Genomic DNA, 14,463 nt, shown 5'->3' on the forward strand with positions numbered 1-14,463 from the left:
TCCTCTGTGGTTTTCTTATGGTCTCGCCGCGCCGGCCGCCTTCCACGGATAGTGTTTGGGGAATGCCGCCGACAGGAATTCATTGGCCGCCTGCAAGGCGGTTTCGCGGGTGGTGTCCTCGGTGCCCATCATCAACCGCAGCCACAACCCTTCGGTCATGGCACTGAGTGCCAGCGCCATGACCTGCGGCTCATAGGCATAGTCGCCGCTCTGCTTCAGCGCCGCGCAAAGGTCGATGAAGATGTTTTGGTAGACGGCGTCGCGGGCACTGCTCAGCGCCTGATAGGTCGGCCGCGACTTGGCCTCGCCCCAGAAGGCGCACCAGGCGGCGAGCTTGCGCTTGTTACAGACCGAGCGATCGAAATCGGCCGCGACCAGCGCCTGGAGTTGCCGGGCGGGATCATCGCCGGCCTTCTGCAGGGCATTGCGCCAATGCGCCGAGTACTCGTCATACATATGCTGCAAGGTCGCGATGAGCAGCTTTTCCTTGCTCTCGAAATGGAAATTGACGATGCCGCGCGACAGGCCCGCGCCATCGGCGACATCGGCCATCGTCGTCTCCGAATAGCCGCGCTTGGCCAGTGAATCGATCGTCGCCTCGATGAGCTGAAGCTGCCTGACCTCCTTCGAGGCCTTGCGTCCGCGCTTCTCGGATTCAGCTTTCCGCATTGGTTCAAGGAGGGTGTCCCTGGCGTCTGCCGTCTTCATGGGTCTGATGGTCTCCAGCATCGCCGGCTATCCAACCGGCTTCCGACCGCGAAGATGAGTGGGACGGTGTTCGCCACTGTCAAGCACCTTCTGCATGGCTTCCCAGGTTCGTATGTTCTTGTCGACATAGGCGGCGCCGACCACGGCCGCGACCATCGGATAGAGCGGTCCTTTAAGCCTTTCCAACTCGCCACGCGCGACATCGCGATACCATGGATTGCGGTCCCGGACGGTGACATCGGCAAAGCCGGCCCGGTGCATCGCCTGCGCATAGCGGGAGGGCGATGCCATGGCGAAGGACAGGCCCTCCGCAGCGACGTAGGCCTTCATCTCGGGCGACGGTTCGCCGTCATGCGAGATCATCCAGTTGGAGGCGGCAAAGACACCGCCCGGCTTCAGTACGCGGAAGATTTCGGCGAACAGGGCATCCTTGTCGGGCACATGCAGCAGCGCATCCTTGGAGAAGACGACATCGAAGGAATGGTCGGCGAAAGGCAGTGAGCCCGGTGGCGCCTGGATGAAGCTGACACGATCCGCGAGCCCACGCGCGGCGGCGCGGCGCCGAGCTGTCTCGATCACCGGCTGTTCGACATCGAAGCCGGTGGCGTGGGCAGCGCCATGGCGCTCGACCAGATGCAGCGTGATGCCGCCCGAGCCGCAGCCGATGTCGAGGATCGTCTTGCCTTTGAGCGAAAGCCCTTCGACCACCCGGTCGACCTCGTCCGGCCCACCGGGCGACAGGTAGCCATCACCCCACAGCGCCTCGAGGAAGCGGATGGCGGTGTCGTCATACTCGGCTTCGTCATGGGGCATGGGCGGGCTTTTGCTGCGCAGAGGGGGAGTTTTCGGAAGCGAAGGTGTACCTGTCAGTCGATCGAATTCCATGACATGGCCGAACTCCCTGCCGTCGCCCCATTCGAATTCCATCCTACCGGTCTTCCTGAAGCCCTGCTTGACGTAGAAAGCGATGGCGCGGTCGTTGCGATGCCAGACATTAAGCCAGACGCGGCGGGCAGCGAGCCTGCCGGCTGCGCCGAGGACCTCGTCCAGCAGAGCTTTCGCCAGGCCCGTCCCCTGCCAGATCCGGTCGACATAGATGCGCTGCAGCTCAACCAATTCCCCTTCCTCGTCCTCTCGATGATGCGCGAAGCCGACGATCGGATGCTGTCCGCCGGCCTCGATCGGAGCGGATCGGTCCTCGGCCAGCAGGATGGTCGTCCGGTGATCGGCGATCTCGGCCGCCTGCAACCCGGGACCGTAGGATTCGTCGACATAGCGATCCATGTCCTCGACCGTCGCCGTGTGGGCGAAGGTGTCGCGGAAGACACGCGCTGCGAAGGTGGCGAGCCGGTCCGCATCCATCCCCTCGGCCTTGCGGTATCTTACCTTCGCCAGCGGCCGCTCGGCCACGGCCCCTCTTCGGCCTGACACGAAATTCAACTCCCAATTCCCTGCAAAGCGTAGCTCAACATGGTGAAATTGCAACCTCATTTGTTGAACATTCATTCAGAATATCTGGACAGATTGGCCTTTGCCATGCCAAATTCCGCGCATTCGGGAACAGATCACGCAAAAATGAAGAGCGGGTCGCACGGGAAGACTGGGCCAAAATGAAAGCTTGGGATGCGATCATCATCGGCGGCGGACACAACGGCCTGGTCAACGCCTGCTATCTGCAGCGCGCCGGCCTCGACGTGCTGGTGATCGAGAAGAACGACTGGGTCGGCGGTGCCGCCACCAGCCGGGAATTGACGCCGGGCTTCCTCTATTCCAACTGCTCCTATGTCTGCTCGCTTTTTCGCCCCGAGATCATGCGCGACCTCGAACTGCCGCGCTTCGGCCTGCAGGTCATCTCCTATGAGGGCGGCGCGGTGTTCACGCGTGACGGTGACTACCTCGCCAACTACCGCGTCCACGATGCCCACCGGCGCGAATTCGCCCGCTTCTCGAAGCGCGATGCCGAAGCCTATGACCGCTACGCCCGCGACGTGACGCGGCAGTGCCGCTTCATCCAGCCGCTTCTGATGCGCACCGCACCCGATCCGACCAGCCTGCGGCCGCGCGACCTCGGGGAACTGCTCTATCTCGGCAAGAAATTCGCCGGCCAGTCGGCCCAGGAAATGGCGCTGACGCTGCGCTTCTGGACCATGTCGATCTCGGAGTTCCTCGACGAATATTTCGAGACCGACGTCATCAAGGCGAACTTCGCTTTGTCCGGCATTATCGGCACCGCGCTCGGGCCGATGTCGCCAGGCACCGCCTACGTGCTGCTGCATCACTATATGGGCGAGGTCGATGGCTCGGTCGGCGCCTGGGGTTATGCGCGCGGCGGCATGGGCGCGGTCACCAAGGCGCTGGCCGCGTCGTTCAAGGCGTCGGGCGGCACCATCCGCACCGGTGCCGAGGTCGACCATGTGCTGGTCGGCAGAGGCAAGGCCAAGGGCGTTGTGCTGGCCGGCGGCGAGGAGATTTATGGCAAGCTCGTCGTCTCCAATGCCGACGTGAAGCGCACCTTCCTGAAGCTGGTCGAGGAAAAGGAACTGCCCGATGTCTTCCTGCGCCGGGTCAGGAACTTCAAGATCCGCGGCTCGTCCGGCAAGGTCAATATCGCCCTCGACTCGCTGCCGGAATTCCCGGCGCTGCCGAAGGATTCGCCGGTCTATCGCGGCGACATGCATTTCACCGATTCGATGGAACGCATGGAGCGCGCCTATGACGACTGGAAGGCCGGGCGCTGGTCGGCCGATCCGTTCCTCGACATGGTCATTCCAACGACCCTCGACCCGACCATGGCGCCGCCCGGCAAGCACTTCATGAGCTGCTTCGTGCAATACGCGCCCCCCAAGATCGCAGGAGCCGAGTGGACCGATGCCGACCGCGACGGCTTTGCCGAGAGCGTGATTTCGCAGATCGCGGAATATTCACCGGGCTTTCGCGATCGCATCGTTCACATGGAAGTGCGCACGCCGCGCGAGATCGAAGCCGAGGTCGGCCTCACCGAAGGCAACATCTTCCAGGGTGAACTGACCTTCGACCAGCTTTTGTTCAACCGGCCCGTGCCGGGTTACGCGCAGTACCGCTCACCGGTCGGCGGCCTCTATATGTGCGGCTCCTCGACCCATCCCGGCGGCGGCGTCATGGGTGCGCCCGGCCGCAATGCCGCGGCGGAAATCTTGCGCGACCTCGCCAAATCGACCTCGCACATGAGCGCTGCCCATGACGTCATCTGACACAATCGTCATTGGCGGCGGCCACAACGGCCTCGTCGCCGCGGCCGCGCTGGCGAAAGCCGGCCGCAAGGTGCTGGTGCTGGAAGCCGGAAGCGAAGTCGGCGGCGCCGCGCGCACCGAGGAATTCGCGCCGGGCTTTCGTGTCTCGTCAATCGCCCATCTGCTGAACCGGCTGCATCCCGATGTGGTCAAGGCGCTGGACCTGGACAAGCACGGGCTGCAATTCGCGCGCGCCGACTTCATGCCGTCGGTTGCGCTGTCGAGGGACGGCCCGCCGCTTGTCCTGAATGGCGCCTATGGCGAGGTGCTGACAGGCGCCAGCTCGTCCGAGCAGTCGGCCTGGAAGGAGCTGCGCGCGCAGCTGCTGCGCTATGCCGGTATATTGAAGCCGTTCCTCTCCCGGCGCCCGCCCGATCTCGCCGGCATGTCACTGATCGAGACCGCGTCCCTCGGCCAGGCCGCGCTGGCGCTGAAGAAGCTCGGCAAGGAAGACATGCGCGACTTCCTGCGCGTGCTGCTGATGAATGTTGCCGACCTGCTCGACGAGCAGTTGGCTGACGACCGGCTAAAAGGCCTGCTCGCTTTCGATGCGACGCTGGGCAGCCATCTCGGCCCCCGCTCGCCGACCTCATTGCTCGGCCTCTACTACCGGCTGGCCGGCGAGACCGGCGGCAAGGCAGGCGCGCAGATACTGCCGCAAGGCGGCATGGGCGCGGTTGTCGCTGCCATCCAAGCCGCGGCGGAAAAGGCCGGCGTCACCATCCGCACGTCGACGCCGGTGGCGAAGATCATCGTCGAGAACGGCCGCGCCGTCGGTGTCGCGCTCGACAATGGCGAGGTGCTGCGTGCCAGGACGATCGTCTCGGCCATCAATCCCGCGACCACCTTCCTCGACCTTGTCGGGCCGCGCCAGATCGATACCGGCTTTGTGCGCAAGGTGAAGAACATTCGCATGAAAGGCGATGCGGCCAAGCTCAATCTGGCGCTCGACCGGCCACCACAATTCACAGGCGTTGATGCCGCCGGCCACAAGGGCCGCCTGGTGATCGCGCCCTCGCCCGACCATGTCGAGCGCGCCTTCAACCCATCCAAGTATGGCGAGTTCTCGCCCGAGCCGGTGATGGAGATAACGCTGCCCAGCCTTCCCGACCCGTCGCTCGCGCCGAGCGGCGCCTGTGTGCTGTCGGCGGTGGTGCAATACGCGCCCTACGCCCTGAAAGAGGGTTGGGATGCCGGCAAGCCGAAATTCCTAAAGGCGATCATGGCCCGGCTCGAAGCCTATGCGCTTGGCATCGGCAAAAGCGTGGTGCACGCCGAGCTTTTGACGCCGGCCGACATCGAAACGCGCTACCGCATGCCGGGCGGCCACTGGCACCACGGCGAGTTGCAGGCCGACCAGATGCTGATCTCGCGACCGGTGTCCGGCTGGTCGGGCTATGACACACCGCTCGAAGGGCTGTTCCTGGCCGGAGCCGGCTCTCATCCCGGCGGTGGCGTCTCCGGCGCTCCCGGCCTCAACGCCGCGCGGCGCATCATTGCGATGAAGGGGTAAGCCATGGCCCAGGCAATCAGGAAGAAGCCCGTCTCGAAGACAGTCAACGCGGCTGTTTCCGCCCGCATCGCCGCGCAGGACCATTTCCGCACGCTGCGGCTTGGCACGCCGTTCCAGCCGCGCATCGACGCGCTGGCCAAAACCCAGGACTGGTACAATTGGGCCGGCTACCGCGCGCCACATTCGCTGTGGGACGAGGAACTCGAATACTTCGCCATCCGCAGCCAGGCCGCCCTGTTCGACATTTCGCCGATGACCAAATACCGGATCGAGGGACCGGACGCCGAAGCCTTCCTCGACCGCGTCACCTTGCGCGATGTCACCAAGCTGAAACCGGGCCGTGTCCACTACACGGCGTGGTGCGACGACGAGGGCTTCGTCCTCGATGACGGCACGTTGTTCCGGTTGTCGCCGACACGCTTCCGGCTGTGCTCGCAGGAGCGGCATCTGCCATGGCTGCTCGACAGCGCGATTGGCTTCGGTGTCACCGTCGCGGAGGAAACGGAGGCTGTAGCCGGGCTCTCGCTGCAAGGGCCGACCTCGTTTGCGGTGCTGCGTGATGCCGGCTTCAGCGGCGTCGAGAAGCTGAAAATATTCGACCTCGCCGATTTCCAGCATGATGGCGGAACCGTCGGCATTTCTCGCACCGGCTTCACCGGCGATCTCGGCTACGAGCTGTTCGTCTCGTCCGACAGGGCGCTCAGCCTGTGGGACCGTTTGATGACGGCCGGCCAACTGCGCGGTATCCGCGCCATCGGCTACACCGCGCTCAATCGCGCCCGGCTCGAAGCCGGGTTGATCGTCGCCAATGCGGATTTCACCACCGCCGAGCACGCCATCCGCGCCGATCGCCTGCGCATGCCGGACGAGATCGGCCTCGGCTTCATGATCGATCTGGAGAAAGGTCATTTCAACGGGCGCCGCGCCATCCTCGAGGCTCGCGCCAGACGCAAGCTGCGCCATGTGCTGGTCGGGCTGGAGATCGAAGGCAACATCCCCGCCGAACACGCCATCGTCTACCACAAGAAAAGCCAGGAGGTCGGCCTGGTCAGCGCCGCCATGTGGTCGCCAATGGCCAAGCGCAACATCGCCATCGCCTCGCTGGCGCGGCCGTATGGTGACACCATGGTCGAGGACCTCTGGGTCGAGATCTACGCCATGCGCGAGCTGCAGTATCAGAAGCTGATGAAGCGGGCCAAGGTGGTGGCGCGGCCCTTCATCAAGCTCGACCGCCGCACTGCCAATCCGCCGGCGGATTTCTGACCATGACCGACGAAGCCGAACTCGAAGCCGCCGAGCAATGGGAGCTGGTCAACACGCCGCTCGGCGAGAAATGGTCGGGCCGCACGCGCTATGCCGCCGCCATGTTCTTCTACAAGGGCGGCGAGATGAGCGCCGAGACGCTCGAAGTCTACCGCATCTGCGCGCGGCTCGATTCGGAAGATCCGCTGCCGATCATCCGCGATCGCGGTGTCGGCAAGGACTGGCTCAAGCGCATGGGTTTCGAATAGGTCTTTCTACCCGATGGTTCTCTCCAGCATGCTGAGCCAGTTGCGATAGGCGATCTTTTCGATCAGCGCGCGGCCGAAACCGCGCGCCGCCAATGCATCGATCAGCTTCGGTAGGCCGGCGACATCGCCGATGACGGCTGGGATCATGGCGCCGTCGAAATCCGAGCCAAGGCCGACACCGTCCTCGCCCAGCGCCTGCAGCAGCGAATCGACATGGCGCACCATGATGTCGAGGCTGGTGTCGGCATTCATCCGGCCGTCCTCACGCAGGAATCCGGTGGCGAAGTTCAGCCCGACCATGCCGCCGGATTCGCGGATCGCGCCGAGCTGCCAGTCAGTGAGGTTGCGCGAATGGCCGCAGATCGCGTGGACGTTGGAATGAGTGGCGACCAGCGGGGCGTGGCTAAGCGCGGCGACATCGCGAAAGCCCTTCTCGTTGAGATGCGACAGGTCGATCATGATCTTCAGCTGGTTGCAGGCCTTGACCAGCGCCTTGCCGGCATCGGTCAGCCCGGGGCCGGTGTCGGGCGAGGACGGAAAGCGGAACGGCACGCCGTGGCCGAAGGCGTTCGGCCGGCTCCAGACGATGCCGAGCGAGCGCAGGCCGGCGGCATGCAACACGTCGAGCATTGTGAGCTCGGGATCGATCGCCTCAACCCCTTCGATGTGGAACACCGCCGCGATCGAGCCTTGCGCCATGGCGTTGCGGACATCGCCGGCACTGCGGCAGACGGTGAGCCCTCCGGCTCGCTCCAGCCTGAACAGGATCGAGGCCATGGCTATCGTCGAGGTCAACGCATCGGCGCGTGGGACCTCGGGCGGCAGCGGCTCGGCATCGCTCGGCGCCAACGGCACGGCGCTGCGCCTGGTTTTCTCGACAGGCGGCGGAAAGATGGCGAACATGCCGCCGGCAAAGCCACCGGCTTTCGCGCGCGGCAGGTCGATATGACCGCCCGATTTCCCCTCGATGAACAGCTTTTCGACGTCCGTGTCTTTTGACTGGTAGAGTCTGAGCAACGTGTCGTTGTGGCCGTCGAAGACGGGAACGAGGTCGGTTTCGGTCATTGGGGGATCATTCGGTTCGTTTGTCGGCGCGGTGGCTGCGATAGATCATATCCACTTAGGCAAGATGCGCTACCCGTGCAAATGCCAAAGCCATCGAAGCGGGACGACAGCCTGATGTCGCGCCCGTTCCGATCGACGAAATGCCGGCCGATCCTACTGCTTCAGCACGTCTGCCCACTCGTGGTGGCGGCGGAACTGGGCGTTCGCGAACGGGCAAAGCGGGATGATCTTCTTGCCCGCCGCGCGCGCATCCTCGACGGCGCGGGTGACGAGCCGAAGCCCGGCACCCTGGCCGCGGAAGACGTCCGGCACTTCCGTATGGTCGATGATGATCTGGTGCTCGCCGATCTTGGTGAAGGTCATCTCCGCCTCGGCGCCGTCTGGCCCGCGCAGGACGTAGCGACCCTTGGAACCGCGATCTTCCAGTTCGATTTCAGGCAGTTGGTCCGGCATCGCTATACTCCCTGGATGGCGCCGGCAAAGACATGCCGTGCCGCCTCGATTTCGTTTGGCCGCACCTCGTGCCCGCCTTCATGCCACGCCACTGTGACATCGGCACCGTCGGCACGCAAATAGGCTTCAAGCCGCGTGGTCAGGTTCGGCGGACAGATTGGATCACGCCTGCCGGCGGTCACGAGAATGTGACGGCCGGCGAGACTGCCGTTGATCTCGGGTTCGAACGGGATCAGCGGATGCATCAGCGCCGTGGCATCGAACATCGCCGGCGCGGCAAACACCACCGAGGCCAGGATGTTGGCGCCGTTGGAATAGCCGAGGCCGAACACGGATGACGGCTTCGCCGCCTCGATATGGGCCTTGATGAAGCCGGCCATCTTGTCCGTTGCCCGCGCCAAATCGTCCATATCGTAGACGCCCTCGCCGGTGCGGCGGAAGAAGCGCGCCGCACCATGTTCCGCCACATCGCCGCGCGGCGAGATGATGGTTGCCTGGGGCGAGAGATCGCGCCCCAGCGATAGAAGCTGGTTTTCATCGCCCCCCGTGCCGTGGAAGACGAAGAGCAGCGGACCGCCCAGCGAACCGGGGAGCACCTTGTAAGTGTAAGTGTCCTTGCTCATGGTCTCAGCCTTCCAGCTTCTGCAAATGCTGTTCGAGATAGGGCCGCAGGTGCTGGTGCTGCGTCGGCAGCTTCAGCGCCTCACCGAGATGAGCGGTATCCTCATCGCGATCGAAACCCGGTTCGTTGGTGGCGACTTCGAACAGCACGCCACCCGGCGTGCGGAAATAGATCGCCCAGAAATAATCGCGGTCGATCACCGGCGTCACCTGATAGCCGGTGTCCATCAGCGCCTTGCGCACTTCGAGCTGCTTGGCGCGGTTCTCGACGGCGAAGGCGACATGGTGGACGGAGCCCGCGCCGAGATCGGCGAAAGCGGCACCCGGCAGCGATTCGATGTCGACGACGTCGGCGCCATTGCCGTTCTTCACCGCCAGCCGCCGGACATTTCCGGACTTGTCGATCTCCTCGTAGCCCATGAACTTCAGCAGCTCCTCGGTGGCGCCGCCATCCTTCAGCCTGAGCGACACGGAGTGAAAGCCGCGGATCGCCTCATCGGTGGGGATGCCGCCTTTCGCCCATGGCTTTCTGGCGTCGGCCTTGTCCTCGACCAGGGCGAAACCATCGCCGTCCGGTCCGGCAAAGGCCAGGCGCTTCTCGCCGAATGTCTCGTCGCGCGACACGCCGGAGACGCCTTCATCGGCAAAGCGCTTTTCCCAATAGGCGAGCGTGCCTTCCGGCACGGAGTAGACCGTGGTGCCGACTTCGCCGACGCCATGACGGCCCTTGCCAATGTTGGGAAACGGAAAATAGGTCATCACCGAACCCGGCGTGCCGGCCTCGTCGCCATAGTAGAGATGGTAAACGTCAGGCGCGTCGAAATTGACGGTCTTCTTGACCCGGCGCTGGCCGAGTTTCCTGGTGAAGAACTCGTTGTTCTGGCGGGCATCCCTGGCCATCGAAGTGACGTGATGCAGGCCCTTGATCTGATCGAGCATTGTCTTGCTCCTTCCCTTGGTGCTTGTGCGGCCCTTGCCGCTGTCCACGCCTATATGAGGGCTCCATAGTCTGCGGCAAAGGCGGCAAACACAGAATGGACTGTGCTTTAAAAGTGAACAATACAAATAACTTCGTTCACCAATTGACGACCGTGTCAGGCTTGCGCCATCGCCGGAATTCGGTTCCATGAGCGGCATTCGACCATACAGGATAAGGGTATCGCGAGTGACCGGAAAAGCCAGGCGCCCGAATGTTCTTCTGATCACATGCGACCAGTGGCGCGGCGATTGCCTGTCGGCTGCCGGCCATCCGGTTGTCAAGACGCCGAATGCCGACGCGCTGGCCGCCGAGGGTGTGCTGTTCAAGCGGCACTATGGTGGCGCGGCACCCTGCTCGCCGGCCCGCGCCTGCCTCTACACCGGCCTCTACCAGATGAACAACCGCGTCTGCCGCAACGGCACGCCGCTCGACGCCCGTCACGGCAACATCGCGCTGCATGCCCGCAGCCTCGGCTATGATCCGACGCTGTTCGGCTACACCGACGTATCGCTCGACCCACGCCTGCTGGCGCCGGGCGACCCGCGGCTGCAAAGCTATGAAGGCGTGCTGCCTGGATTCACGGTGCGCCAGTTGCTGCCCGAGCATCAGAAGCAATGGCTGTCCTGGCTCAAGCAGCGAGGCATCGATACCGGCGCCGGATCGCCGGATATCCATCGCCCGGTGAGCAACGGCGGCAAGGCCGAGGCCGTCGTCAGCAACGCACCGCCCGTTTACTCGAAGGATGAAACCCCGGCAGCCTTCCTGACCGGCGAATTCACGCGTTGGCTCGGCGAGCAGGAGAACGATGCGCCATGGTTTGCCCATCTTTCCTTCATCAGCCCGCACCCGCCCTTCATCGCGCCCGAGCCATACAACAATTTGTATGATCCGGCTGCCGGTCCTGCCTTCCACCGTGCAGCGAACTGGCAAGCAGAAGCGGAGAGCCACCCCTATCTCGCCTATGATCTCGGCCGGCAGAAGCAGGCCAAGTTCCGTCCCGAGGCCATTGGCAAGGTGCATGATTGGAGCGGCGACGATTTTCGTCGCATCTGCGCGATCTACTACGGCATGATCTCGGAGGTCGACGCGCAGCTCGGCCGTATCTGGCAAGCGGTCAAGGCCGCAGGCGCGTGGGACGACACCATCATCGTGCTGACCTCGGACCACGCCGAGATGATGGGCGACCATTTCATGTTGGGCAAGGGCGGCTATTTCGACGGCAGCTACCACATTCCGCTGATCATCCGCGACCCGCGTCGCGGCGAGGCTGCCGGCAGCAGCGTCGATTTGTTCACCGAAGCGGTGGACATCTTGCCGACGCTTCTCGACCTGCTCGGCGAAGCCCCACAACCGCATCTCGACGGATGCTCGCTGAAGCCGTTCCTGAGCGGCGGGAGCCCTGCAGCCTGGCGCGATGCCGCGCATTGGGAGTTCGATTTCCGCTCGATTGCCGAGGGCGAAGCCGAACGGCATTTCGGCGTCGCCTCACGCCAATGCAATCTCGCCGTCATCCGCACAGAAAAATTCAAATATGTGCATTTCGGCGGTAACTTGCCGCCGCTGCTGTTCGACCTGGAAAGCGATCCGGGCGAATTGAACAACCTCGCCGCCGATCCGGCCCACCTGGCCGTGCGGCTGGAGTTCGCCGAAAGGCTGCTTGCCTGGCGGGCTGAACATCTCGACCAGTCGTTGGCATTGGCCGAACTGACCGAGCATGGCGTTGCCGGCCATGTTAGCAGGGGATCAAGGCAGTAGAGCGGTAGGCCTGGATGCGCCGCACCCTACTGCCCTACTGCCCTACTGCCCTACTGCCCTACTATCCTACTGCACGATCATGCGCTGCTGGTCACGCTTCTCCGTATAGCTGCCCTTGTCGTAAGCAGTTTGAGCCTCGAGCTGTTCCTTGGTGAAGGTCGTGTACAGGTACTTCCTGCCATCCTTGTCGGTCATGAATTTGAGATTATCCATGCCGACCGCGACTTCCTTCTCGCCAATGCCGAGGAAGCCGCCGACGTCGACGATCACAGCGTCGGTCTTGTTGTCGGGCGCCAGCACGACGTCACCGATTTCGCCGACCTTGGCATCATTGGCGCCGTAGACGGTCGTGCCCTTCAGGTCGTCGGCGCGAATCTCACCGACAGGCATCTCGGTCAAGGTCGACTTGTCGATTGCCGCCGTCTGGGTCTGGTCGGGTGCCGAGGCATCGGGTGTCGAAGCAGCAGGAGCCTCAGCCGTCTTGTCAGCCGGTGCGACGGCAGGAGCCGTGGCATCGGACGGTGCAGCAGCCGGTGCGGTTGCAGCCGGCTCATTGGAAGCCGTCGTTGCCGGTGCCGGATCATAGGCCTTGCGGTTGAAATCCGGCTGCGCCTGAAGTTCCTCCTTGGTGGTCTGGGCCACCAGCCAGCGGTCGCCGTTTTTCTCCGCCCACTGGGCCTTGCCGAAGTCATAGGTGACATTCTTGGCGCCAAGGCCGAGGAACCCGCCGACGCCGATGACAAGCGACTCGGCCTTGCCTTCCTTCGTCAGCACGATGTCGTTGACGCTGCCGATGTTCTGCGCGTCATCGCCGGTGCCGTTGTAGACGGTTTCGCCAATGATGTTGGTGGCGAGATTGCCGTCGGCGCGCTTCACCGGTTCGGCCGGCGCAGCATTCATGTCGACGGGTGTCTGCGCGGTGTCAGCCGGCGCGGATGCAGCCGGAGCTTTTGCATCCGTCGATGCGACCGGCGCCGTAGCAGGCGCATAAGGCTTGCTGTCGAACTCCGGCTGCGCCGTCAGTTCATCCTTGGTCGTCTGGGCAACCAGCCAGCGGTCGCCGTTCCTTTCGGCCCATTGCAGCTTGTCGTAATCGAAGGCGACATTCTTCGCTCCGACACCCAGAAAACCGCCAACGCCGATGACGACGGACTTGGCCTGGCCATCCTTGTCGAAGACGACATCGCTGACCTTGCCGATGTTCTCGGCATCGTCGCCGGTGCCGTTGTAGACGGTTTCACCGATGATGTTGGTGACGATGCTGCCTTCGGTGCGCACCGGAGCGGCGGCTGGCTCCTGAACAGCGGGGGTCTGGGCGGGCGCCGGGGATGTCGCATTCTGCGCATAGGCCCCGGTCACGACCAGCGCTGCGAGTGCGGTCGTGGCTAAGAGGTTGCGGGTCATGATGATCTCTCCTCGTGGGTGATTTCGTACGGGCCGCGCCCGGTTGAAGACCGGACGCGGCATCTTCTTCACAACGTCGTGACCATGCTGTTGTTCCGACAAAACATTTCGCGTTTGTGGCGAAGCCAAGAAGCGGGGAAGCACGGCGATTTCTCAAAACGGAACCTTTCCCGCTTCGTCGCGTTTCAGCCTGTGGCTGGGTCTATCCCGGCCGTATCGTGATGGAATGGCGGAGCGGGGCATGAGATTTGCTGCGGTGCTGAACCGGGACGGCGGCACCTTGCGCACAACGGACCTTGCCGCCTTTTCCGACAGGATGCGCCAGACGCTGGAGACGGCAGGTCACTCCCTCAGCATTGATGTCGTTGCCGGCAAGGACGTGGTGGAGACGCTCGACAGCGCTGCATCGCGACGCTCTGTCGATGTCGTGCTGGCCGGCGGCGGTGATGGAACCATTTCCGCCGCGGCCGCTCGACTGATGGGCACCAGGAAGGCGCTTGCCATATTGCCGGCCGGCACGATGAACCTGTTCGCACGCGGACTGGGTATCCCGCAGTCCCTCGATGCCGCGCTGAAATCCTTCGCCGACGGCGAAATCATCGCCGTCGACATAGCCACGGCCAACGGCCGGCCCTTCGTTCATCAGTTCTCGATCGGCATGCATGCCAAGATGGTGCAACTGCGCCAAAAAATGGAATTCGGGTCGCGCCTGGGAAAGATCCGCGCCTCGGCCAAGGCAGCCTGGGCGACGATCAACAATCCACCGGCAATGAACGTGACGCTCAGCATCGGCAACGCCGAGATGGCGGCCCGCATCACCGGCATCGGCATCACCAACAATCTGTTCGGCGAAGGCCACCTGCCCTACGCCGACAACCCGGCGGGCGGCGTGCTTGGCGTCTATGTCACGGTGGCGCAGCAGCGTGCCGAACTGGTCAAATTCTTCTTCAACATGGCACGGGGCAAATGGCGCGACAACGAACACGTGGAAATCCATCAGGCGGACCGAACGGTCTTGAAAATCCATTCGGGCAGCAGCAAGTTCCGCGCCGTCATCGACGGTGAACTGGTCAGGCTCGACCGGGAGACGACGATCGAAATCCGGCCTGGCGCGCTCAATGTCCTGGTACCGGCCAGCATCGCAGAGGCGATGGCTGCCTGATGCGATCTCGAACGAAGAAGGCC

13 protein-coding genes are annotated in these 14,463 nt (G+C 63.6%); 6 read left to right on the top strand and 7 right to left on the bottom strand.

Features of this window, described 5'->3' with window-relative positions; all coding sequences use genetic code 11:
* Positions 1–15: 15 nt before the first annotated feature.
* Positions 16–708, bottom strand: a complete 693-nt coding sequence (gene betI / locus AC07FD_RS18625; RefSeq protein WP_478351044.1) for a transcriptional regulator BetI — start codon at positions 706–708, stop codon at positions 16–18.
* 27 nt (positions 709–735) lie between these two features.
* Positions 736–2,139 (bottom strand): GNAT family N-acetyltransferase, encoded by a 1,404-nt coding sequence (locus tag AC07FD_RS18630; protein WP_478351045.1) that lies wholly within the window; start codon positions 2,137–2,139, stop codon positions 736–738.
* A gap of 179 nt (positions 2,140–2,318) precedes the next feature.
* Here AC07FD_RS18630 and AC07FD_RS18635 point away from each other — a divergent pair, with 179 nt between their 5' ends.
* Genes AC07FD_RS18635 through AC07FD_RS18650 form a run of 4 tightly spaced genes read left to right on the top strand, consistent with a single transcriptional unit; the run spans position 2,319 to position 7,001 of the window.
* Positions 2,319–3,938 carry a phytoene desaturase family protein gene (locus AC07FD_RS18635; RefSeq protein WP_478351046.1) on the top strand — a complete coding sequence of 540 codons (1,620 nt, stop codon included), beginning with the start codon at positions 2,319–2,321 and terminating at the stop codon, positions 3,936–3,938.
* On the top strand, positions 3,925–5,490 hold the full coding sequence (locus AC07FD_RS18640; RefSeq protein ID WP_478351047.1) for a phytoene desaturase family protein: 1,566 nt from the start codon (positions 3,925–3,927) through the stop codon (positions 5,488–5,490). Before AC07FD_RS18635 ends, AC07FD_RS18640 begins: the two co-directional genes overlap by 14 nt.
* A gap of 3 nt (positions 5,491–5,493) precedes the next feature.
* Positions 5,494–6,753, top strand: a complete 1,260-nt coding sequence (locus tag AC07FD_RS18645) for an aminomethyl transferase family protein (protein WP_478351048.1) — start codon at positions 5,494–5,496, stop codon at positions 6,751–6,753.
* 2 nt (positions 6,754–6,755) lie between these two features.
* Complete coding sequence (locus AC07FD_RS18650; RefSeq protein WP_457153546.1) at positions 6,756–7,001, top strand: hypothetical protein; 246 nt, start codon at positions 6,756–6,758, stop codon at positions 6,999–7,001.
* Positions 7,002–7,007: 6 nt separating this feature from the next.
* Here AC07FD_RS18650 and AC07FD_RS18655 read toward each other — a convergent pair whose 3' ends face one another.
* The 4 genes from AC07FD_RS18655 to AC07FD_RS18670 all read right to left on the bottom strand — a co-directional run bounded on the left by AC07FD_RS18655 (position 7,008) and on the right by AC07FD_RS18670 (position 10,079).
* A complete protein-coding gene (locus tag AC07FD_RS18655; protein ID WP_478351049.1) occupies positions 7,008–8,066 on the bottom strand; it encodes a dipeptidase in 1,059 nt (352 codons plus the stop codon).
* A 153-nt stretch (positions 8,067–8,219) separates the two neighbouring features.
* Positions 8,220–8,519: a GNAT family N-acetyltransferase gene (locus tag AC07FD_RS18660; protein ID WP_095089283.1), complete on the bottom strand. Its 300-nt coding sequence runs from the start codon at positions 8,517–8,519 to the stop codon at positions 8,220–8,222.
* A gap of 2 nt (positions 8,520–8,521) precedes the next feature.
* On the bottom strand, positions 8,522–9,142 hold the full coding sequence (locus AC07FD_RS18665) for an alpha/beta hydrolase (protein WP_478351050.1): 621 nt from the start codon (positions 9,140–9,142) through the stop codon (positions 8,522–8,524).
* 4 nt (positions 9,143–9,146) lie between these two features.
* Positions 9,147–10,079: a VOC family protein gene (locus AC07FD_RS18670; protein WP_478351051.1), complete on the bottom strand. Its 933-nt coding sequence runs from the start codon at positions 10,077–10,079 to the stop codon at positions 9,147–9,149.
* A 187-nt stretch (positions 10,080–10,266) separates the two neighbouring features.
* On the opposite strand from AC07FD_RS18670, the gene AC07FD_RS18675 reads away from it, so the two are divergent.
* Complete coding sequence (locus AC07FD_RS18675) at positions 10,267–11,874, top strand: alkaline phosphatase family protein (protein WP_478351052.1); 1,608 nt, start codon at positions 10,267–10,269, stop codon at positions 11,872–11,874.
* 66 nt (positions 11,875–11,940) lie between these two features.
* On the opposite strand, the gene AC07FD_RS18680 is transcribed toward AC07FD_RS18675, so the two are convergent.
* Positions 11,941–13,278 carry a PRC-barrel domain-containing protein gene (locus AC07FD_RS18680; RefSeq protein WP_478351053.1) on the bottom strand — a complete coding sequence of 446 codons (1,338 nt, stop codon included), beginning with the start codon at positions 13,276–13,278 and terminating at the stop codon, positions 11,941–11,943.
* A gap of 241 nt (positions 13,279–13,519) precedes the next feature.
* Between AC07FD_RS18680 and AC07FD_RS18685 the strand changes: the two genes are divergently transcribed.
* Positions 13,520–14,440, top strand: coding sequence for a diacylglycerol/lipid kinase family protein (locus tag AC07FD_RS18685; RefSeq protein WP_478351054.1), 921 nt, complete (start codon positions 13,520–13,522; stop codon positions 14,438–14,440).
* Positions 14,441–14,463: the final 23 nt, after the last annotated feature.

It is taken from the genome of Mesorhizobium waitakense, assembly GCF_056431085.1.

Coding starts and splice junctions, on each gene's coding strand:
- betI (WP_478351044.1), bottom strand. CDS start 708: ATGAAGACGGCAGACGCCAGGGACACCCTCCTTGAACCAATGCGGAAA.
- AC07FD_RS18635 (WP_478351046.1), top strand. CDS start 2,319: ATGAAAGCTTGGGATGCGATCATCATCGGCGGCGGACACAACGGCCTG.
- AC07FD_RS18640 (WP_478351047.1), top strand. CDS start 3,925: ATGACGTCATCTGACACAATCGTCATTGGCGGCGGCCACAACGGCCTC.
- AC07FD_RS18645 (WP_478351048.1), top strand. CDS start 5,494: ATGGCCCAGGCAATCAGGAAGAAGCCCGTCTCGAAGACAGTCAACGCG.
- AC07FD_RS18650 (WP_457153546.1), top strand. CDS start 6,756: ATGACCGACGAAGCCGAACTCGAAGCCGCCGAGCAATGGGAGCTGGTC.
- AC07FD_RS18655 (WP_478351049.1), bottom strand. CDS start 8,066: ATGACCGAAACCGACCTCGTTCCCGTCTTCGACGGCCACAACGACACG.
- AC07FD_RS18660 (WP_095089283.1), bottom strand. CDS start 8,519: ATGCCGGACCAACTGCCTGAAATCGAACTGGAAGATCGCGGTTCCAAG.
- AC07FD_RS18665 (WP_478351050.1), bottom strand. CDS start 9,142: ATGAGCAAGGACACTTACACTTACAAGGTGCTCCCCGGTTCGCTGGGC.
- AC07FD_RS18670 (WP_478351051.1), bottom strand. CDS start 10,079: ATGCTCGATCAGATCAAGGGCCTGCATCACGTCACTTCGATGGCCAGG.
- AC07FD_RS18675 (WP_478351052.1), top strand. CDS start 10,267: ATGAGCGGCATTCGACCATACAGGATAAGGGTATCGCGAGTGACCGGA.
- AC07FD_RS18680 (WP_478351053.1), bottom strand. CDS start 13,278: ATGACCCGCAACCTCTTAGCCACGACCGCACTCGCAGCGCTGGTCGTG.
- AC07FD_RS18685 (WP_478351054.1), top strand. CDS start 13,520: ATGAGATTTGCTGCGGTGCTGAACCGGGACGGCGGCACCTTGCGCACA.